At 54.4% G+C, this 20970-nt stretch carries 19 protein-coding genes and 1 pseudogene; 9 read left to right on the top strand and 11 right to left on the bottom strand.

What is annotated here, in order from left to right:
- Nucleotides 1–35 precede the first annotated feature (35 nt).
- The 4 genes from LJN55_RS15775 (at nt 36) to ompC (ending at nt 6335) form a co-directional block, all read left to right on the top strand.
- Nucleotides 36–1385: a TolC family outer membrane protein gene (locus tag LJN55_RS15775; RefSeq protein ID WP_133841429.1), complete on the top strand. Its 1350-nt coding sequence runs from the start codon at nt 36–38 to the stop codon at nt 1383–1385.
- A gap of 38 nt (nt 1386–1423) precedes the next feature.
- Nucleotides 1424–3589 carry a type I secretion system permease/ATPase gene (locus LJN55_RS15770; protein WP_133841430.1) on the top strand — a complete coding sequence of 722 codons (2166 nt, stop codon included), beginning with the start codon at nt 1424–1426 and terminating at the stop codon, nt 3587–3589.
- Nucleotides 3586–4755 (top strand): HlyD family efflux transporter periplasmic adaptor subunit, encoded by a 1170-nt coding sequence (locus tag LJN55_RS15765; RefSeq protein WP_133841431.1) that lies wholly within the window; start codon nt 3586–3588, stop codon nt 4753–4755. Before LJN55_RS15770 ends, LJN55_RS15765 begins: the two co-directional genes overlap by 4 nt.
- Before the next feature lie 473 nt (nt 4756–5228).
- The gene (gene ompC / locus LJN55_RS15760) at nt 5229–6335 is read left to right on the top strand and encodes a porin OmpC (protein WP_133841432.1); all 1107 of its coding nucleotides are present in this window, start codon (nt 5229–5231) and stop codon (nt 6333–6335) included.
- 107 nt (nt 6336–6442) lie between these two features.
- On the opposite strand, the gene LJN55_RS15755 is transcribed toward ompC, so the two are convergent.
- Nucleotides 6443–6607 (bottom strand): hypothetical protein, encoded by a 165-nt coding sequence (locus LJN55_RS15755; protein WP_159336293.1) that lies wholly within the window; start codon nt 6605–6607, stop codon nt 6443–6445.
- A gap of 452 nt (nt 6608–7059) precedes the next feature.
- Here LJN55_RS15755 and apbE point away from each other — a divergent pair, with 452 nt between their 5' ends.
- The 3 genes from apbE to LJN55_RS15740 all read left to right on the top strand — a co-directional run bounded on the left by apbE (nt 7060) and on the right by LJN55_RS15740 (nt 10515).
- A complete protein-coding gene (gene apbE / locus LJN55_RS15750) occupies nt 7060–8109 on the top strand; it encodes an FAD:protein FMN transferase ApbE (protein ID WP_133841433.1) in 1050 nt (349 codons plus the stop codon).
- A 17-nt stretch (nt 8110–8126) separates the two neighbouring features.
- Complete coding sequence (alkB, locus tag LJN55_RS15745; RefSeq protein WP_133841434.1) at nt 8127–8768, top strand: DNA oxidative demethylase AlkB; 642 nt, start codon at nt 8127–8129, stop codon at nt 8766–8768.
- A 94-nt stretch (nt 8769–8862) separates the two neighbouring features.
- Nucleotides 8863–10515 (top strand): multidrug ABC transporter permease/ATP-binding protein, encoded by a 1653-nt coding sequence (locus LJN55_RS15740; RefSeq protein WP_227534820.1) that lies wholly within the window; start codon nt 8863–8865, stop codon nt 10513–10515.
- Nucleotides 10516–10693: 178 nt separating this feature from the next.
- Here the strand turns inward: LJN55_RS15740 and LJN55_RS15735 are convergent, their stop codons facing one another.
- The 6 genes and pseudogenes from LJN55_RS15735 to LJN55_RS15710 all read right to left on the bottom strand — a co-directional run bounded on the left by LJN55_RS15735 (nt 10694) and on the right by LJN55_RS15710 (nt 16051).
- Nucleotides 10694–11488, bottom strand: coding sequence for an amino acid ABC transporter ATP-binding protein (locus LJN55_RS15735; RefSeq protein ID WP_133841436.1), 795 nt, complete (start codon nt 11486–11488; stop codon nt 10694–10696).
- 2 nt (nt 11489–11490) lie between these two features.
- Nucleotides 11491–12390 (bottom strand): amino acid ABC transporter permease, encoded by a 900-nt coding sequence (locus LJN55_RS15730; RefSeq protein ID WP_133841437.1) that lies wholly within the window; start codon nt 12388–12390, stop codon nt 11491–11493.
- The gene (locus LJN55_RS15725; protein WP_227534819.1) at nt 12377–12901 is read right to left on the bottom strand and encodes a GNAT family N-acetyltransferase; all 525 of its coding nucleotides are present in this window, start codon (nt 12899–12901) and stop codon (nt 12377–12379) included. The genes LJN55_RS15730 and LJN55_RS15725 overlap by 14 nt, the downstream gene beginning before the upstream one ends.
- An 11-nt stretch (nt 12902–12912) precedes the next feature.
- Nucleotides 12913–13866 (bottom strand): annotated as a pseudogene (locus LJN55_RS15720) (ABC transporter substrate-binding protein); the annotation flags it as partial.
- A 44-nt stretch (nt 13867–13910) separates the two neighbouring features.
- Nucleotides 13911–15041, bottom strand: coding sequence for a M20 peptidase aminoacylase family protein (locus LJN55_RS15715; RefSeq protein WP_159336297.1), 1131 nt, complete (start codon nt 15039–15041; stop codon nt 13911–13913).
- 11 nt (nt 15042–15052) lie between these two features.
- The gene (locus tag LJN55_RS15710) at nt 15053–16051 is read right to left on the bottom strand and encodes an LLM class flavin-dependent oxidoreductase (protein ID WP_159336298.1); all 999 of its coding nucleotides are present in this window, start codon (nt 16049–16051) and stop codon (nt 15053–15055) included.
- Between the two features lie 222 nt (nt 16052–16273).
- Here LJN55_RS15710 and LJN55_RS15705 point away from each other — a divergent pair, with 222 nt between their 5' ends.
- A complete protein-coding gene (locus LJN55_RS15705) occupies nt 16274–16447 on the top strand; it encodes a hypothetical protein (protein WP_159336299.1) in 174 nt (57 codons plus the stop codon).
- Here LJN55_RS15705 and LJN55_RS15700 read toward each other — a convergent pair.
- The 3 genes from LJN55_RS15700 to LJN55_RS15690 all read right to left on the bottom strand — a co-directional run bounded on the left by LJN55_RS15700 (nt 16444) and on the right by LJN55_RS15690 (nt 18722).
- Nucleotides 16444–17178, bottom strand: coding sequence for a 4'-phosphopantetheinyl transferase family protein (locus tag LJN55_RS15700; protein ID WP_212813071.1), 735 nt, complete (start codon nt 17176–17178; stop codon nt 16444–16446). The genes LJN55_RS15705 and LJN55_RS15700 overlap by 4 nt on opposite strands.
- A 73-nt stretch (nt 17179–17251) precedes the next feature.
- On the bottom strand, nt 17252–17458 hold the full coding sequence (locus LJN55_RS15695) for a hypothetical protein (protein WP_133841443.1): 207 nt from the start codon (nt 17456–17458) through the stop codon (nt 17252–17254).
- A gap of 637 nt (nt 17459–18095) precedes the next feature.
- On the bottom strand, nt 18096–18722 hold the full coding sequence (locus LJN55_RS15690) for a hypothetical protein (protein WP_227534818.1): 627 nt from the start codon (nt 18720–18722) through the stop codon (nt 18096–18098).
- A gap of 631 nt (nt 18723–19353) precedes the next feature.
- Between LJN55_RS15690 and LJN55_RS15685 the strand changes: the two genes are divergently transcribed.
- Nucleotides 19354–19818, top strand: coding sequence for a hypothetical protein (locus LJN55_RS15685; protein WP_227534817.1), 465 nt, complete (start codon nt 19354–19356; stop codon nt 19816–19818).
- An 11-nt stretch (nt 19819–19829) separates the two neighbouring features.
- Here the strand turns inward: LJN55_RS15685 and LJN55_RS15680 are convergent.
- Nucleotides 19830–20941 (bottom strand): IS3 family transposase gene (locus tag LJN55_RS15680; protein WP_150099640.1). Its coding sequence is split into 2 segments (ribosomal slippage): nt 19830–20680 and nt 20680–20941, totalling 1113 coding nucleotides; the frame shifts between segments, so codons are not numbered across the junction.
- Nucleotides 20942–20970 lie beyond the last annotated feature (29 nt).

Raw genomic sequence — 20970 nt, 5'->3', positions numbered from 1 at the left:
CTCTGGCCCGGAACATAATGATCACAGGTGTCTGGATGAAAAATAGGGTGATATTGCTGTGTTTCACAACCTGTCTGGTTGGGCAGAGCGCACTGGCGGCGAAAGAGGAACCTGTTGCGGCATTTAACTGGCGCGCAGCACCCACGGAAGAGCAGATTGCCAGCCTGACGCTGCGTGACGCTATCCTGCGAGCCTTTGCACGTAATCCCAAAATTTCTGAAGCCGCTGCACAGATCCGCGTCGGTGAGGCCGAGTTGGATGCGGCGAAAAGCGCCTGGTATCCCCAGGTGTCGCTCGCAGCCAGCGGCGGGCGATCGCACCAGACCGACTCCTCCGGCAGCCTGAATAACAGCGGTTCGGGTGGCATCACCCTCAGCCAGTTGCTGTATGACTTTGGCCGTACCGGGGGGGCAATCGACGAGCAGCACAAGCTGTCCGATGCCTACCGCTATGCGCTTTATGACACCATGACCACCGTGGCGCAGGACACCCTTCAGGCGTATCTGGCAGTGAAACGCTACCAGGCGCTGGTGGATGCCGCGCGTCTGAATATCGCGTCTTTGCAGCGCGTCAGGGACATGGCAAAACTGCGTGCAGATGCCGGGCTAAGTTCCCAGTCTGATGTCCTGCAGGCACAAACCCGCATTGCCGGTATGAACGCCAGCATGGAGCAGTATCGCGCACAGGCGCGATCGGCGCGTGCGCAGCTGACCGTGCTGACGGGCGTAACGTCTGAAAACCTGCCAGAACTGCCACAGGCGTTGCTGAACCAGCAGGTGACACTGGACAAAATCGCCTATGAGAAAAGCGCTGCCGTGCGCAGTGCGCAGGCGAAGCAAGAGGCGGCGCTGGAGCGTGTGCGCCAGGCCTCATCCAACCACTGGCCGACCATTAAAGTCCAGGCTGGCCGCACCCGTTATGAAAATGACAGCCGATCCTACTGGGATGACGAACTGCAATTGCAGGTAGAAGCGCCGCTGTATCAGGGCGGGCTGGTGAACGCCAAAACTCGTGCCGCTGAGGGCGATCGTGAAGCGGCTGAGGCCGCCATCCAGCAGTCAAAACTGCAAATCAACCAGAATGCCTCTACGGCCTATGCCGACATGATTGGCGCGCAACAGCGTAAAGAGGCCGGTGAGCAGCAGTTGAGCAGTGCAGATCATACCCGTGAGGTGTATGCCGATGAATACAAACTGAATAAGCGTAGCCTGAACGACCTGCTGAGTGTTGAGCAGGATGTCTTTCAGGCTGACAGCAGCCGCCTGACGGCGCTCTACGATGGCTGGGATGCCACGGTTCGTTATGCCGCAGCGGTGGATAATCTGCTGGATATTTTGGGCATTGACCGGGAAAAGAACAGTGGACAAACGCTGCCGTCGCTGTGATGCGGCGCTCGTAAGACAACCAGATAAGGCCGTTTTTTATGACTAAACAAACCGCAACCACGGAAAACTGGATCGATGCCATGCTGCGTGTGGCCGCCCGCTTCGGTAAACCGGCTGATGGTAAAACACTGCGACAGCAGATGCGCTGGTTTGAGCACCTCACGCCGCCGCAGCAGCTGGAGCGACTGGCGGGGCTGCTCGGGCTGCATCTCACTATGACACCGCGTGACAAAATCCGCTGGCGTCAGGAAGTGACGCCCGTGGTGCTGATTATGGAGAGCGGCAGTGTGGTGGTGATTGAAGCCATTGATGGTGAAGGCAATGCCCGTTACTGGCTCAGTGACGGCGGTGACGTGGTGCGTGAAACCGAACTGGCGCTGCTGCTGGCACAAAGTCAGCAAGAGGTGGGGATTATCGGCGTGGCGGCACGTGGGCGCGATGCGCGTATTGATGAGTTCGTCCAGCCGTATAAAAAGCACTGGTTCTGGCAGAACTTCCAGGGAATGGGGCGCAAAATCGGTGAGATTTCCCTGGCCTCGATCGTGGGTAACGTGCTGGCGCTGGCGGGGATTCTGTTCTCCATGCAGATCTATGACCGGGTGATCCCCGCGCAGTCAGAAGCCACGCTGTGGGTGCTGTTTGGCGGCGTACTGATTGCCGCCGTGATCGAATATCTCATCCGTCTGATGCGTACGCAGGTGTCTGACATGATGGGAAAACGCATCGACCTGAAAGTCTCTTCCATGCTGTTTGCGCGTGCGATGAATATCCGTAACGAGGCGCGACCAAAATCCACCGGATCGTTTATCTCCCAGCTGCGTGAAATTGATCAGGTGCGTGAGCTGCTGACCTCCACCACCGTGGGGGCGGCGGCGGATATGCCGTTTGTCATCCTGTTCCTGTTTATTATGGCGTTTATTGGCGGCCCGCTGGTGATCGTGCCGCTGCTGGCGATCCCGCTGATCGTCATTCCCGGCCTGCTGATCCAGATTCCTATGGCGAAACTGGCCAAAGAGGGATTACGCGAAGGGGCATTGCGTAACGCCATCCTGGTGGAAACCATTGAAGGTATTGAAGATATTAAATCACTGCAGGCTGAACCCTATTTCCAGCGTCAGTGGGAGCAGACGCACGAAGTGAGCGCCGCGATTGGCATGCAGCAGCGTCTGTGGGGCGCGCGCCTCACGGGCTGGGCGTCAAGCGTGCAGCAACTGACCTACGCCAGCATGCTGGTGTTTGGGGTCTATCTGGTGCTCGATGGTCAGATCACCACCGGTACGCTGGTGGCGAGCAGTATGCTCTCTTCGCGCACCATTGCGCCGCTGATGCAGCTGACGATGGTGTTCTCGCGCTGGCAACATGCGAAAAGTGCGATGAACGGGCTGGATGAATTGCTGAAGAAACCGCTCGACCAGCCGGAAGAGGGAGAAATGGCGCACTGCCCAACGCTGACCGGTCACTACGATCTGCGTGGCGTGCAGTACAGCTACGATGAAGAAAACGTGAAAAACGTGATCACCATTAACCAGCTGCAAATTAAACCCGGCGAACGCATCGCTATCCTGGGACGTGTGGGGGCCGGGAAGTCGACGCTGCTGAAACTGCTGGCCGGGCAGGCGATGGCGACCCAGGGCAAAGTGATCGTCGACGGCGTGGACTTACGCCGCATTGACCCGGTTGACCTGCGGCGACAGTTGGGCTGGTTGTCACAGGATTCTCGTCTGTTCTTCGGCACCCTGCGCCAGAACCTGATGCTGGGCAACCCCCACGCCAGCGAGCAGGATATGTTACAGGCGCTACGCGTCAGCGGTGCACTGAGCCTGGTGCAGCAGGATGCGGCCAGCCTGGACCGCATTATTAATGAGGGCGGACGCGGACTCTCCGGCGGGCAGCGCCAGATGGTGATGCTCAGCCGTATGATCCTGCGCCAGCCGCAGGTGGTGCTGATGGACGAACCCACCGCGTCGATGGATGAACAGCTGGAAGAACATGTGATCAGTCAGATGAAAGGCTGGCTGAGTGGGCGCACCCTGATACTGGTGACGCATCGCCCGGCGCTGCTGAAAATGGTCGATCGCATTATTGTCATGGATAACGGCCGCGTGATTGCTGATGGCCCGAAAGATGACATCCTGAAACGTGCTACCGCGCAGACGGCACAGGCCCAACCGCCGGCGGCCAGTGCAAGAGGAGATGCCGCATGAGCCTTGTATTGATGGATCGCAGTCTGAAACAGAATGAACGGCGCACCTCGGCCATCATCTGGGTCTGTACTGTCGCGCTGGTGCTGTTTTTTGTCTGGGCACATTTCGCCATTCTTGATGAAGTGACGGTGGGAACGGGCAAGGTCACGCCGCTCAGTCGTGCGCAGGTGATTGAAAGTCTGGATGGCGGCATCGTCGACCAGCTCAACGTCCATGAAGGCAATATCGTCGAGAAAGGGCAGGTGCTGGCAAAACTTGACCCGACGCGTTTTCAGTCCAACTTTGGTGAGGCGGCATCACGCGCGCGAACGCTGCGCGGATCGGCCGAACGCTTAACCGCTGAACTGACGGGCGCGCCGCTGAAATTCAGTGCCGAAACGCTGAAAGAGCCGGATCTGGTGGCGCGTGAAACGCAACTGTACCAGTCGCGGCGGCGTAATTTGCAAGAGACCGTCAGCAATCTGGAGCAGTCAAAAAAACTGGTTCAGGATGAGCTGCGCATGACCCAGCCGCTGGTGGCGAAAGGGGCGGCGGGTGAGGTGGAAGTGATCCGCCTGCGCCGTCAGGTCGCTGAGCTTCAGGGGAAAATCGATGAGGCACGTAATGACTACGCGGTACGCGCACGCGAAGAGCAGGTGAAGAACAACGCGGACCTGGATGCACAATTACAGGTGATGACTGGGAAAGAGGATCAACTGACCCGCGCCACTATTTACTCACCGGTACGCGGCATCGTTAAAGATATTCAGGTCACCACCGTGGGCGGCGTGTTGCAACCCGGCGGTAAGCTGATGGAGATTGTCCCCCTTGAGGACCAGCTACTGATCGAAACACGCATTAACCCGCGTGATATCGCCTATATCCGTCCGGGGCTGCCCGCCACGGTCAAAGTGACGGCGTATGATTCGTCAATTTATGGCGATCTGCGCGGTGAAGTGGAGACGGTATCACCCGATACCTTGCAGGATGAGGTCAAACGTGACCAGTACTATTACCGGGTTTATGTGCGTACCGACAAGGCCGAACTGACCAACAAAGCCGGACGAAAATTCCCGATCGTGCCGGGGATGGTCGCGAACGTAGAGATTAAAACCGGCCAGAAATCCGTCATGGATTATCTGATTAAACCGCTGAATAAAGTTAAAGAGTCGATGCGCGAACGTTAGATTTTCGTCGCCAGATAATACCAGGAAAGAATAATTTCGCAGGGGAATAAAATACGTAAAAAAATGCCAGGCACAAAGCCTGGCAATATTAATAGGTGGTGCAACTCATTCGGGGTGAATGAAGATAATAATTCAATAAATGATGATAGCGCGCTAATAATACTGCTTCATGGCAGAATAATTTTATCAATCAGTGCGCATTGTTACATGTAGGTGTAATGCAATGAATTATAAGACTAATCTTATTTTTTGTCTTTAAGTGCGCAATTGGTTATCTATTTGTGCTGCGTAAAAGTTCCGCTTTATTTACATTAAGAAATGTGTTTACCCCCTTAAGAAACATTTTATGTGATTTAGTATCATTTTCTTGATGGATTATTACTCTCCCAAGCTTAACATGACACTAAGTGCTTAATTTTTACCTACAGCACGCAGTGGCAATATAAGACTTATAATCGAGAGGGTATTAAAAAATGAAACTTCGCGTTCTTTCTCTGATGGTCCCGGCGTTGCTGGTAGCAGGTTCAGCGGGTGCGGCAGAAATCTATAACAAAGACGGCAACAAACTGGATCTGTTCGGTAAAGTTGATGGTCTGCACTACTTCTCAGACGACTCCGGTTCAGATGGCGACCAGTCTTATCTGCGTTTCGGCTTCAAAGGTGAAACCCAGATTTCCGACCAGCTGACCGGCTACGGTCAGTGGGAATATCAGGCAGCCCTGAACACCGCTGAAGCCCAGGGAACAGCGAACAGCTATACCCGCGTTGGTTTTGCCGGTCTGAAATTCGGTGACGCTGGCTCATTCGATTATGGTCGTAACTACGGCGTGGCATACGACATCGGCGCATGGACCGACGTACTGCCAGAGTTCGGTGGCGATACCTACGGTGCAGATAACTTCATGTTCCAGCGCGGCTCGGGCATGGCGACCTACCGTAACAACAACTTCTTTGGTCTGGTCGAAGGCCTGAACTTCGCCGTACAGTACCAGGGTAAAAATGACAGCGATGCTGAAGTGGCGGGCAACCGTAGCGCTACCGCACAGAACGGCGATGGATATGGCCTTTCTGCCACCTACGACATCGGTGCGGGCTTCAGCGCTGGTGCTGCCATGTTCTCTTCTGACCGCACCAATACCCAGAACAGCAATGCGCTGCTGGGCAACGGTGACAAAGCAGAAGCTTACACCGGTGGTCTGAAATATGACGCGAACAACGTTTACCTGGCAGCCATGTACACCAAATCGTACAACGCGACTCGCTTCGGCAGCACGGATAATCCGGCCGCCTACGGCTTTGCCGATAAAGCAGAAAACTGGGAACTGGTTGCACAGTATCAGTTCGACTTTGGTCTGCGTCCGTCACTGGCTTACGTGACTTCACGCGGAACCGATATTCAGAACTGGGGCACCCAGAACCTGAAACAGTACATCGATGTCGGCGCGACTTACTACTTCAACAAAAACATGTCGACCTATGCGGATTACCAGATCAATCTGCTGGATGACAACAACTTCACCCAGGCTGCCGGTATCAATACCGACAACGTGGTGGCTGTAGGCCTGGTTTACCAGTTCTAATCCTCACCTGATACGGCCATTTTCCTGGCCGCGATAAGCCTGAGGCACAATAAAAAGCCGCCTCTGCGTGATATGACGCAGAGGCGGCTTTTTTGATCATGCCAGGTTCAGGCGGCCATCACGGCCACTTTTTTATCACTCTCTTCTCCTTCTTCTTTCCCGGCGAAATGCTGCGTACTGCCTTCCAGTCCTGCTCCTCCGAGCGTCAGCAGTGAAAATCTCAACAGACGACGTCGGGCCTGGTTTTCTTTGACCGCATTTTTGTTGCGCATGACCTTTCCTCATTCTGAACAATAAGGATTATCAAGCAGAAAACGTGCCAGGTTGGGGGAGAGCGGATTGAGGGGCGGTTCAGGTGGCTTGTGATACTGTGCGCGGCTCAGAGAGAGGCAGGATGCACCAGGATGGTGCCGGTGAACTCACCCCGGTGCGGCCGGGGGAGTCTGGCATACCGTGTTAGCGGTGACGCGGACGCGGTAACTGTCGGACGTGTGTCTGCTTGTAATGCTTAAAGCCTGCAAAGATAATCAGGGCGATTGAAGCCATGAGAAGCACGTAATAGATCATTATGGCTCTCCTTTAAGAGTGAATGATGGGCGTCACGAGTGCCCTGTACAGCTACCATCCTGGTGAGCAATGGCGGTAAGATCAAGGCATCGAGTCCGAGTTTTCCCTGCGGTAAAGCACGGTTCGGACCAGTTTTTAATCAAGGTTACAGGTTGATATGAAGAGTAAATGGCGGTTTTTTTTAGGTTTGATGGTGGTTTACTTGCTGACGTCCTGTGACAATCCTAAGCCATCAGCGGGATCTGAAGGGATGGTGCTCGAAGGTAAAACAATGGGAACATTCTGGAGGGTGAGCCTGGCGGGCGTCGCGCCTGAGCGTCGTGACGCCCTGCAAAAAGCGATACAGCAGCAGCTGGATAACGATGACCACGAACTTTCCACCTGGAAAAGTGATTCGGTTTTGTCACGTTTTAACCAGTATCGCGGCAGCGCGCCGCAGCCCATCAGTAACAACATGGCCGATATCATCACGCTGTCGTTACGCATCGGGCAGCAGACCTCAGGCGCGATGGATATCACGCTGGGTCCGTTGGTTAACCTGTGGGGGTTTGGGCCGGATAAACAGCCGCTGAAGACGCCGACACAACCTCAGATTGATGCTGCCCGCGCCTTAACCGGGCTGGAACATTTACAGGTGATCAACCGCGCCGGGCAATCCTGGCTGCAGAAAGACCTGCCTGAGCTGTATGTTGATCTCTCGACCGTCGGTGAAGGTTTTGCCACCGACCATCTGGCGCGGCTGATGGAGCAGCAGGGGATTAACCATTATCTGGTGTCGGTGGGCGGTGCGGTGCTGACGCGCGGCAAAAATGCCCAGGGCAATGCGTGGCAGGTGGCGATCCAGAAACCGACCGATCAGGAGAACGCCGTTCAGGCGATTGTCGACCTTCAGGGGCACGGCATCAGCACCTCCGGTAGCTATCGCAACTATTATGAGCTGGAAGGAAAACGCATCTCACACGTGATTGACCCGTCAACGGGTCGCCCCATTCAGCATAAGCTGGTCTCTGTCACGGTGATTGCCACCACGGCGCTGGAAGCCGATGGCTGGGACACCGGGCTGATGGTGCTGGGTACCGAGAAGGCCAAAGCACTGGCATTGCGTGATAAGCTGGCGGTCTATCTGATTTTCAAAGAGGGTGATCATTTCAGCCACTGGATGTCGCCACAGTTTGCGGCCTTTATCCCGCCATCCTCTCCACACTGATACGCGAAGGAGTTCCAATGCTCGATCTGTTTGCCGATGATGCCCCGTGGCAGGAACCGCTGATGGACGGCGCGGTGATCCTGCGCCGCCGCGTTCGTGACAGCGCCGCAGAGCTGATGGCACAGGTGAACCAGATTGCTGCGCAGAATCCTTTTGAACATCGCATCACGCCCGGCGGCCATAAGATGTCAGTGGCGATGACCAACTGCGGCGATCTTGGCTGGTCTACGGACTCACGCGGTTACCAGTACAGCGCCCAGGACGACGTCAGCGGCAAGCGCTGGCCCGCGATGCCCGCTTCCTTCCGGGAGCTGGCCGTGACCTGCGCCGCTGAAGCCGGGTTTAGTGGTTTTTCCCCCGATGCCTGTCTGATCAACCGCTACGAACCGGGGGCAAAGCTTACCCTGCATCAGGACAAAGATGAACGCGATCTGCGTCAGCCTATTGTGTCCGTATCGCTGGGGCTGCCAGCGGTCTTTTTATTTGGTGGTTTTGAGCGCGCTGACGCCTGCCAGCGCGTGCTGCTGGAGCAGGGGGATGTGGTGGTCTGGGGCGGGCCATCACGTCTGCGTTACCACGGTATTCTGCCGCTCAAACCCGGCATCCATCCGCTCACCGGGCCTTTTCGCTTCAATCTGACCTTTCGCCGCGCCCGCTAGCCCGCGTGTAAACGTTCCCGAATGAGAATTGTTATTGATCTCGTCTTGCTTCTCATTAAACTGCAAGCTGCTTTTTACCTGCCGGGATGTATTCATGGAGTTGCTTCACGTTGTTTATAAGCAGTATCGCTGGCCGTTTATTCTGGTGATCGTGCTTAGCCTTCTTAGCGCCGCGCTGGGGATTGGACTGATTGCTTTCATTAACCGCGAACTGATCGTCACCCTTAATTCCTCTGTGATGGTGTTACCGCAGTTTCTCGGACTGCTGCTGCTGTTGATGGCGGTTACGCTGGGTTCACAGCTGGCGCTGACCATGCTGGGCCACCATTTCGTCTATCGTCTGCGCGGCGAATTTATCAAACGTATTCTCGACACGCGGGTTGAGCGCATTGAGCAGATTGGTAACGCTCAGCTGCTGGCCAGCCTGACCAGTGATGTGCGTAATATCACCATTGCTTTTGTGCGTCTGCCGGAGCTGATTCAGGGGATCATCCTGACGATCGGCTCTGCGGCCTATCTGGTCTGGCTGTCACCGAAAATGATGGTGGTGACCTCCGTGTGGGTGGCGGTGACGATTATCGGCGGCTGGCTGCTGGTGGCACGCGTTTATCAACATATGGCGATGCTGCGCGACACGGAAGACCGTCTGTATCACGACTTCCAGATTATTATTGAAGGGCGTAAAGAGCTGGCGCTGAACCGTCAGCGCGCGCAGCAGATCTTTGAAAACGTCTACAGCGAAGATGCAAAGACCTATCGTCACCATATTGTGCGGGCCGATACTTACCATCTGAGCGCGGTGAACTGGTCGAATATCATGATGCTGGGCGCCATCGGGCTGGCATTTTACCTGGCGAACAGCCTTGGCTGGGCCGATACCGCGGTGGCGGCGACCTACTCGCTGACCCTGCTGTTCCTGCGCACGCCGATGCTTTCAGCGGTGGGAGCACTGCCCACGCTGCTGACCGCACAGGTAGCCTTCGACAAGCTGAACACCTTTAATCTGGCGCCTTATGAAGCTGAGTTCCCGCAGCTTCCGGCGGCGAAAAACTGGCAGACGCTGGAACTGCGTAATCTGATGTTCCATTACGGCGATAACGGTTTCCACGTTGGCCCGGTGAACATGACGCTTAAGCGTGGCGAACTGGTGTTCCTGATTGGCGGTAACGGCAGTGGGAAATCCACGCTGGCGATGCTGCTGACCGGGTTATATCAGCCGGTGTCTGGCGACATTCTGCTGGATGGCCAGGTGGTGGAAGCGTCCTCAATGGAGAGCTATCGTCGCCTGTTTTCGGCGGTGTTTACCGATGTGCATCTGTTTGACCGCCTGATTGATGATCAGGGGCAGGCGATTGACCCGGCGCTGGTACAGAACTGGCTGGAACGCCTGAAAATGCAGGATAAAATCAAGCTGGAAGGCAACCGCGTGCTGAACCTGAAGCTGTCGAAGGGGCAGACCAAGCGCCTTGCGCTGCTGCTGGCGACGGCAGAGCAGCGCGATATCCTGTTGCTTGACGAGTGGGCCGCCGATCAGGACCCGCACTTCCGCCGCATCTTCTATCGCGAGCTGTTGCCGTGGTTGCAGTCACTGGGGAAAACGGTGTTTGCCATCAGCCATGATGACCATTATTTCCTGCATGCGGATCGCCTGCTGGAGATGCGTGACGGCACACTGAGTGAATTGACAGGGGATGAACGCGATCAGGCTACGCTGGATGCCGTGAAAAGGACGGATACATTAGTCTAGGGGCGAGGTAAGGTTTTCGTAGGGGCGAGGCACGCCTCGCCCGTGGCAGGTAAAGGTTTTCGTCGGGGTGAGGCACGCCTCGCCCGTGACAGATAAAGGTTTTCGTAGGGGTGAGGCATGCCTCGCCCGTTGCCGATGAGGTCGAGGCGTACCCCGACCCTATGGTGATACTGACTTATCACAGCACCTTCGCCAGAAAACGACGGGTCCTCGGATGCTGCGGCTGGTTCAACACCTGCCCGGCGCTGCCTTGCTCCACAATTTTCCCTTCCACCATAAACACCACATTATCCGCCACCTCGCGGGCGAAACCGATCTCGTGCGTGACCACGACCAGCGTTGTGCCGGAACGCGCCAGCTGCTTAATGGTATCGAGTACCTCGCCGACCAGCTCCGGGTCCAGCGCCGACGTGGGTTCATCAAACAGAATCACCTTCGGATTCAGCGCCAGCGCGCGGGCAATCGCCACTCGCTGTTGCTGCCCGCCAGAAAGATGGCGCGGCCAGGCATCGGCTTTATGGCGCAGACCGACCGTGTCGAGCAGCTGCAAAGCCCGTTCTTCGGCATCGGCGCGTGACAGTTGCTTATGGGCCAGCGGCGCTTCAATAATGTTTTCCAGCACCGTCAGGTGAGGGAACAGATTGAAATTCTGGAACACATAGCCCACGCCGATACGCTGTTTGAGGATCGCTTTTTCCTTCAGCTCATACAGCTTATTGCCTTTACGCTGATAGCCAATATAGTCGCCATCAATACGAATAAAACCTTCATCCACGCGCTCAAGATGATTGATTGCCCGCAGCAGGGTGGACTTTCCCGATCCGGAAGGGCCGAGGATCACCGTCACGGAACCCGGCGGTAGCTCCAGCGACACATCGTCCAGCGCCTTGAAACGGCCATAACTTTTACTCACCCCGGCAATCGAAATATGACCGAGAGTGGCATCGCTGTGCAGATCGATAGCTTCAGACATGATTAGCTCCTGACAGGGGTAACGGCGGCGCGCAGACGCGCAGAGGCGAGGCGGCTAACGGGTTCACGCGTGGCCCCCCGGGCCAGCCAGCGTTCCACATAGTGCTGGAACACCGATAACACCGTGGTGATCAGCAGATACCAGACGGCCGCCACCATCAGCAGCGGGATCACCTGCTGCGTGCGGTTGTAAACCATCTGGATGGTGTAAAACAGCTCCGGCATCGCCAGCACATAAACCATCGCGGTGCCTTTGGCGAGGCTGATGATTTCGTTAAAGCCGGTAGGAATAATGGAGCGCAGCGCCTGCGGCAGGATAATGCGCAGCGTGCGGCGCGATGACGGTAACCCAAGAGCGGCAGCGGCTTCAAACTGCCCCTGATCCACGCCTAAAATCCCGCCACGAATAATCTCAGCGGTATAGGCGGCCTGCACCAGCGTCAGCCCAATCACCGCGGTGCTGAACTGCCCGAGCACATCAATGGTTTTATACTCAACCAGCGTCAGCGGGGTAAACGGAATCCCCAGTGAGAGCGTGTCGTACAGATAGGAGAAGTTGTAGAGAATAATCAGTACCACAATCAGCGGTAGCGAACGGAACAGCCAGATATAACCGAACGCCAGCCCTGAGAGCAGCCAGGAAGGGGAAAGACGTGCCAGCGCAAGCCCCACCCCCAGCAGGATACTCAGCAGGCTGGCGATCAGCGTCAGCAGCAGCGTCTGGCCCAGACCACTCAGGATTGCCGGGGCAAAGAACCACTGAGCGAATACTGACCACTCCCAGCGTGGATTAAACGCCACGGACTGGATCACCACGGCCAGAATAAACAGCGCGATGACCGCCCCCACCAATCGCAGCGGGTAGCGTGCGGGCACGACGCGCAGGGTTTCACTGGGTTTCATTGGCGGCTCCTGCATCGACGTTCTGGTGCAACTGCTTGGTAAAGCGCAGGCGGCCATCATGCGGTGGCAGGCTGTACTCTTCCGGGTCACGGCGGGTATCAAACTGCGGCTGATAACCGTGGGACAGATAGAGACGCACCGCCTCCGGCTGACGGAAACCGGTGGTCAGATACACCTGACGATAACCCGCCAGCAGGGCGCGGCGCTCCAGCTCCACCAGCACCTTCAGCGCCAGCCCCTGGCGGCGCAGGTCACTGCGCGTCCAGATGCGTTTCAATTCTGCCGTTTCGGCATCGAGCGCCTTGTAAGCGCCCATCGCAATAATGTCCCCGTCGCGCTCCAGCACCACAAACATCCCCCGGGGCGACAGGTACCATTCGGTCAGTTCGACTTCGGCATCGCGTGCAAAGAAGTCGCCGTAACGTGCGCTGTACTCACCAAATAACCCGTCGATAATCGGCGCCAGTTCAGGCGCCTCCGGCGACAGTTGGCGGAACTGTTCATGGCTCATGCTGACCTCCGTTAGTCGCCCAGGCCTTCCGGGTTGATTTCAGAATGGTCAAGACGCTCAATGCCTTCGCCCCAGCGGTTCAGCACCTTGTCGTACTCGCCTCCTTTGATCACGCCATTCAGCGCGGCGTTAACGGCGGTCACCAGCCCGTTGCCTTTCTTCAGCGTTACGGCGATATGGGCGGCTTTCGGCCAGCCACCATCCACGCTGCCCACCAGCCTGGTTTTTCCGGTCAGTGCGGCTTTCCATGCACCGATCACGTTCGGGCCGAAGAAGGCATCGGCGCGTCCGGACTGCAGTGCCAGCGTTTGCGCAGCATCATCCTTCACATAGTTAGGCGTGAACGGTTTCAGACCTTTCTTCTGATTTTCGGCATCCCACGCCAGCAGGATCGCTTCCTGGTTGGTGCCGGAGCCGACAATAATGCGCAACCCGGCGATATCTTCGGCTTTGGTCAGTGAGGTGATTTTACTGTCAGACTTCACGTAGAAACCGAGGGAGTCTTTACGGTAGGTGGCGAAATCGAACTTCTCTTTACGCGCTTTGGTCACCGTCACGTTGGTGATGGCGGCGTCATACTTACCGGAACTGACGCCCAGCGGCCAGTCCTCCCATGAGGTCGGTACCACGTTCAGCTCCAGCCCCAGGCTGTCAGCCACCAGGCGGGCGATATCCACTTCACTGCCTTGCAGGGTTTTATTGTCATCGGAGAACAGCGTCAGTGGCGGTGAGTTCAGTGCCGCAACGGCGACGGTAAACTTGCCCGGTACGGCCAGCTTAAGATCTTTCGGCAGCAGTTTGACGGCGTCCGGATTCAGCGGCGCGTGCACCGGCGTGGCATTGGCCTCGACGCTGATCCCGGTCCCGTTAATCTTGACGGTTTCTGCATTTGCTGTGGTGCCAAGCCACAAAGACGCGCTGAGCAGGCCCAGTAATACGGATGATTTTTTCATGATGAATGACTCTTATTATGGTGAAAATGCAGATGAATCGGGCCGTTCTCAGCCCGTTAAGCGATGTCCTTCAGCGCCGCTTCAGCCAGCTGGCTAAAGTATTCTGCGGCGGGATACAGCAGGGCTTCATCCGGGTTAAAACCAGGGTGATGCAGACCAAATTCACTGTTGCTGCCGATGCTGACAAAGGTGCCCGGCGTGTTATGCAGGTAGAAGGCAAAATCTTCGCCCCCCATTTGCAGTTCGGCATGTTGCACTGCGTAACCCTGACGGGCAGCCACCTGTTTGCTGAACTCGGCCCAGTACTCGGTATTAATCAATGCCGGCGGGCCGGCATGCCAGTTGAGGTCGGCACGTGCACCAAAGCCACTGGCGATGCCTGCAATAAGCGTGCGCAGGCGCTGCGGCAGCTCGCTGCGGATCGCCGCGTTATGGGTCCGTACTGTGCCTTCCAGCACCACTTTCTGCGGTAACACATTCCAGGTATTGCCGCCCTCAATGCGTGTGACGCTGACCACCACGGATTCCAGCGGGCTGTAACTGCGGCTGACCAGGGTCTGTAAGGCGCTGACGATCTGGCTGGCGATCACAATCGCATCCACCCCTTCCTGCGGCCGGGCTGCATGGGCACCTTTGCCGTGAATGTCGATGTCAAAACGATCCACGTTGGCGTAGAACGGGCCACCACGCGTCTCAAACGTACCGACCGGCAGTTCCGGGGCGTTATGCATACCGAAAATCGCTGCCACGTCCTGTAAAGCACCCGCTTTGATTAGCGTTTTCGCGCCACCAAAGCGTTCTTCTGCCGGTTGAAACAGCAGGCGAACGCGGCCGGGCAGGCTCTTTTCACGGGCCTTAAGCAGTTTTGCGGCACCCAGAATCACAGAGGTGTGCACATCGTGACCGCAGGCGTGCATCACGCCCTGATGCTGCGAGCGGAATTCGACCGGGACGATCTCTTCAATCGGCAGGGCATCGATATCAGCACGCAGGGCGATCAACGGCTCACCCTGACCGACTTCGGCCACGACGCCTGTCGCCAGATCAAAAGGCAGGAGGGTAATGTCAGCTTCTTTCAGCCAGCCGGTGATGCGTTCCGTGGTGGCAAACTCCTCGTTCGACAGCTCAGGATACTGGTGCAGTTCACGGCGCCAGGCGACGAGCTGCTGTGCAAGAGAGTGGCTCATGGTCCGGCTCCTTATGCGGCAACCAGCTGGTGGGTGGCCAGCAGTTGCAGGGATTTCAGGCGTGGAACACCTGCACTGATCGGGGTATCAATAATGAATTCTTCCACCCCGAAACGCTGATGCAGCGCGTCCAGATGGGCGTGAACCTGTGCGGCGGTGCCTTTCAGTACGGCGGATTCACGTGGTTCAATCCGGTACTGTTTCGCGCCGGACTGGCGAATAAAGGCCTCGGCCTGGGCCAGATTGCCGACCGTGACGCTTTGGCCGTTATCCACATGCACGCGGAAGTGCTGTAAATCGGCCGCCAACAGATCGGCTTCGGCTTCGCTATCGGCAACAATGGCCTGCACGGCCAGCAGCGCGGATTGTCCTTTGCTGTGTGTGCGGTAAGCCGTCAGGGCGCGGTCCAGTTCCTGCTTGTCGCCATTCAGGTGGGCGGCAAACACGAACTGCCAGTTCAGCTCGGCGGCCAGCTGAGCGCTGGCTTCGCTGGCACCCAGCAGAAAACGAGTTGCCGGGCGCGGTGGTACCGGCGTGGCCAGCAGCTGGTCTTCACCTTCAGGGGCAGGGGAGGCGCTCAGCCACTGATCCAGCGCGCGCAGCTGGCTGGCAAAATCCCCTTTCTCTTCCGCGTTTACACCCTGCTGTAATGCTTTCGTGGACAGCGGCAGCCCGCCCGGCGCTTTACCCACGCCCAAATCGACGCGGCCAGGGGCCAGTGATGCCAGCAAATTGAAGTTTTCCGCGACTTTATACGGGCTGTAGTGCTGCAACATCACGCCACCGGAACCGACACGGATGTGGCGCGTGTGGGCGAGGATCCAGGCGATCAGCACTTCCGGTGACGGGCTGGCCAGTGCGGCCGTGTTGTGGTGTTCTGCCAGCCAGATGCGGTGATAACCCAGTTCTTCCGCCCGTTGCGCCAGGGTCAGGGTTCGTGCCAGCGCAACCGCCGCGGTTTCGCCTTCAGCCAGGGGGCTTTTATCCAGTAAGCTCAGTCGGTAAGCCATAATGCATCCTTGAACGGTATCAGTTGCTGGCAATTATTGAAGGAGGGTCCGCTGCTGTAAAACAACAAATCTGGCTTATATCAGTCGGGAAATGGGATTAACCCACGTTTGCCGGGAATCGGTAAAGGCTGTGCGAAATGGGTATTTTGTCTGGCGGGGGAAGTCGGGTTTAATAAAGCTTCACTTGAAGCCTGATGCGACAGGCGGTTAACAGAGGAATAAATGATGAAAGGTATCTGGCTGCACTTCACGCGATTTTTTCAGGCACCCTCTGGCATGGCAACATTAGACAGCTGTCGGGTGATTGAGGCAATGATGCCGATGGTTGAGCTGTACGGTGTGGATCTACACGATCTGCCGTCGCTGCAACAGCGTCATCACGATGCATCCCGTTAATCTCTGCGCTGCTGCGGCCCGATAATCCAGGTGATCACCTGATCGGGTTGCAGTATGGCTCTTCCCTCAAAAATTCTCCCGACCACCATCTCCCCGGAAATTGTCTGCGTCAGACGCAGGCTGATGTGCTGTAAGTCGGCACTGCACTGAATCACTTCCGCTGCACTGAAATCCATAAACTGCAACACCCGCGGGTAAAGCGCCTTATACAGACTCTCCTTTAGCGAAAAAGCCACGGTCAGCGCCGTCGTAAAGGGAACTTCACTCAGTTCCAGGCGTGCTTTCTCTGCTGCGGTGATCAGCATAGAGTGCGTCTCATGGGCGACCTGCGCCGTCATAATACGTTCACAGTCAACGCCCAGCAGCCAATCCTGACGACGCGTCAACAGTGCGCAGACCTGCTGGTGGGTGTGCGACAGTGACCCGTTGATACCTTGTGGCCAGATGGGGGCGCGATCGGGGGTATTACGCAGCAAAAACGAGGGAATACCCCAGCTTGTCAGCGCCTGTTGCAGGCAGTAGCGGCTGGCCAGATATTCAGCACGGCGCTTTTTGACTGCCCGCTGTAAGTGTTCAGGCGCAGGGATAGTCAGCGTGGTAAACAGGGATTCCGTGAAATGCGCGGCATCGTAGAGCGCATCCAGCAGATAGATATCGGGATGTTCGGCCAGCGGTTGCAGGGTGCAGTGTGAAATAAAAGGCGGGTAAGACGGGAGGTGCAGTGCAGTCATAGCCGCTAACCTGTTCAAATAAGATGATTTATTTAAACAGGTTAGTGGCTGGATATCAAAATAAAGGCGTTAATCAGTGATTAGGGGGGATCGCGAAACTTTTCAGTGAGACAACGAAGTGATCGTGGCCTTTGGAGATCTTGGCGCCACGATCGCACCACTGGCTGGCAAGACGAAAGAAGTCGTCACTACCGATGTCATAAGCCAGTTCCACTTTACTGATACCTGAATGAAGCAGTTCTTCTGCGTCTTTGAAGTTCTTTGCTTTGATAATAGCCATATTGAGTTATCCCTGTCTGACAGTGCGATGAAAGTCTAGCGACAGCGTATGATATTACTGTGACATTTTTGTTTCAGTGATGAAGATTGAGAGTTTCGCCACGTTTTCTGACGGAGAAAGGCAGAGAACCGACGAAAAAAAGAGCATAAAAACAGTGTAAAGGATGTTTGATAGAGGGTTACGGGTATCGCTGGCTGGCCGTTGCCCGACAAGGCTAAGGTCGGATTATGCACAAAGGGGCGGCAAAAAGGAGGGCCATTTCCTGAGGTATCTGTTAATTTTGGAGGGATTCAGTTATCCTCTTAACGTAGATTTTCGCGAAATTAGCCCTTATCTGCACACTATTAACAGGATTTCAATGGATGGAAATGCTTAATATGAAATCGTTATATTATTTTTTTTGTGTGTTATCGGTGTTTATCTTTTGTTTCATCATTTTTGCTATTTACTCTTTTGTTACTACCCTTTTTTATATTTACTCTGTTGGTGGTCTGTCGCCTCTCAACTATGGTGAAGTGACCGGGCATCTTATTATTATATTTTTTGCATTGGGTTGTTTTTTATTTTCTATAAAAACAACCCTTAAGTTTAATAAAAGGTAGATTTTATTTTTTGATTAAACTTTCTGATAGTATTATTAAAATCTCGTCCCAAATGGCGGGTTTTTTTGTTTTAATGCCATTGCATCTATAAATGGTCCAGCATATGCATCAACAAGAAAGTAGAATAAGTCAAGGTCTCCTGCATTTCTTAGGGTCGTGTAGACTTCATAATTGACCTGTTTTAGCTTTTCTGAAGCGTAAACTGCTCTCGATACAGAACCACCTATTGAAAAGAGAGTTGACATTAAAAAACCCACACTCATTTTACCAACAAATTTATTGGTAAAAATCGAGGATAAATCATTTATCAGGGCCATGTTTATAAAAATCTTTCCTGTCAACTTTCCCATGTTGTCTATAGTGGAATTTACTTTGTTTTTATTTATCTGTTTTAAAAAAACACTTAACACTTTATTTAATATGGCTGATAAGTCGGAGTTGTCAACACCTTTTTTTACTCTGTGCATTAATCTCATGATGTCTAACTGGTTTCTATATCTGTTATCAATATCGAAATATCCCCATAACAGCACTGATACATCGTTTGAAAAATCCAAAGCGACTTCACCAATTTTATTGGTGTATCTAATATAAACGGATTGTTCTTTTCTTCCTCTCAATACGTCCAGGATTCTATTTGCTACTATTCTTGCTTCAGACATGTGTACATCCTTGTTATCTATATTATAGAGGCGTTACTCGCCCGGCCCTGCGTTTTTCTAAAAAGAATGATAACAAATAGGCTATTAGGTTTTATGCGAAATTGGTCATGCCAGAAGGACAAAGGGAAAAATAGGGAGTTGCATGTACAATAGGGGATTCAGAAGAATCCCCATAACATGGTGCCCGCTAAGGGTTTCAAAAACACTGCAACAGTATGATTTCTCGTAGAGGTCAATCATTTTTTCGATCGACCCGTGGTGATGTGTACTAAAGACAGGCCCGCCTCATTGCCCATACCGAAGAGTATTCTAAAACTTGCTCTCATGAAACGGACCTCGTGTAAGTATCTCGCATAGCCGTCAAACCGGGCCGTTGGCCCTGCACCTGTGATGCAGCACACAAGGCATTGTCCTTAATAGCCTTGTGTGCAACGTGAGCGGTGTCTAAATGCCGTCAGTCTTTATCAGTGGCCTTCTAACTTCAGCGTAAAATTTAAAATTTCTAGTCAATAAATTATGATCCAAAACAATCACTTCCATCAACCCGATGACGTTAGTTGATCTTCATCAATTTCCAGTTAAAGAGTGAGTGTATAAATGCGTCAACTTAATTCGTATTGGAAATTAACAAATGAAAGTGACTCTTATTGTTGTTGCGGTTATGGCGGTAGGCGGTGTTGTTCATGCTGCTGATGTTGCACAAGCTGAAGAAGCTGTATCCCATGCTGAACGGGGTTACTCAACTGCGCAGGGCAGCTACAGAAATGCAGCACTCTATAGTGGTTCGGGCGTGAATGGCAGTCATGAAGAATCAGCCATGAAACAGGCGGCGACTAATCGTGCTCAGGCTTATGCCGATCTTAATGCAGCCAAAGTACAGGCTTCACGTCCTGCACCAACGGCTACACCCTCTGTTAGCCCTACCGCAACATTACAGGCAACACCCATAATTCACGCACCTCAAGCAGTGCCACAGAAAACACCCTCTCACAGTGTGCCCAATAAGGTTGCTCAGTTAACGCCTCAGATCGCCCCAACTAAACAGTTAACGCCATCTTACAGCGTCACTCCCGTTAAGGCACAGCTTACCCTGTAAGTATCCCAGCTTTAGTTCCACGCACTTTTTGAGATTTCCGTGTTTTCGGCCATCAATCTGTATTCTTCCGGCGTCAGGTTATTCAGGGATTCATGAGGTCGCTCACTGTTATATTCAGCCAGCCAGCGCTCTGTAATTTCCCGTGCTTCATTCAGGGTTCTGAACAGGTAAAAATCCAGTATTTCTGTCCGGTACGTCCGGTTAAACCGTTCGATAAAGGCATTCTGGGTCGGCTTACCCGGTTTGATAAAGTCCAGCATCACCCCGTGTTCTTCCGCCCACTGCGCCAGTGCCAGTGAGACCAGTTCTGGCCCGTTATCCATCCGCATCTTCAGAGGATATCCGCGGTTTGCTACTATCCTGTCCAGTACCCGGACGACACGCTGAGCTGGAATATTCAGGTCGATTTCTATCGCCAGCACCTCACGGTTAAAATCATCCACCACGTTGAAGGTTCGAAAGCGTCTGCCGCAGACGAGTGCATCGTGCATAAAATCAATCGACCAGCTCTGGTTTAACGCTTGCGGTGTTGCCAGCGGGGTCGGGTTGCGCACCGGCAGACGTTGTTTACCCTTACGACGAAAATTCAGTTTCAGCAGGCAGTAAATCCGGTGAACGCGTTTATGGTTCCAGGCATTACCGTGCCTGCGAAGCACCTGAAAAAGCTTCTTAAAACCGTAGCGCGGATAGCGTTCTGCCAGTTCAGTCAGCGCCTGGATCACCGGTTCATCACGCCGGGTATCAGGCTGATAAAAATATACCGTCCTGCTCAGCGATAACGTCCTGCAGGCCTGGCGTAAACTCATGGCAAAATGCGCCGTCAGATAGCGGACGAGTTCACGCTTTATCGCTGGTTTTAAAGCTTTTTTTCGATAACATCTTTCAACGCCCGGCATTCCAGACTGAGATCGGCAAACATCTGTTTGAGCCGCCGGTTCTCGTCTTCCAGATCTTTGATCTTTTTAATATCGGCCGCTTCCATCCCGCCATACTTGGCCTTCCAGTTGTAATAGCTGGCTTCAGATATCGCGGCCTCACGGCAGACATCTTTGACGGTTCGTCCGGCTTCGACGGACTTCAGAACGGCGATAATCTGGTGTTCAGTGAATCGGATCTTACGCATAGCGATCTCCTCAGGGGACATATTCAGTA

The sequence above is a fragment of the Erwinia rhapontici genome (genome assembly GCF_020683125.1).
GTDB lineage: Bacteria > Pseudomonadota > Gammaproteobacteria > Enterobacterales > Enterobacteriaceae > Erwinia > Erwinia rhapontici.
This window is presented reverse-complemented; position numbering and strand designations above follow the sequence as displayed.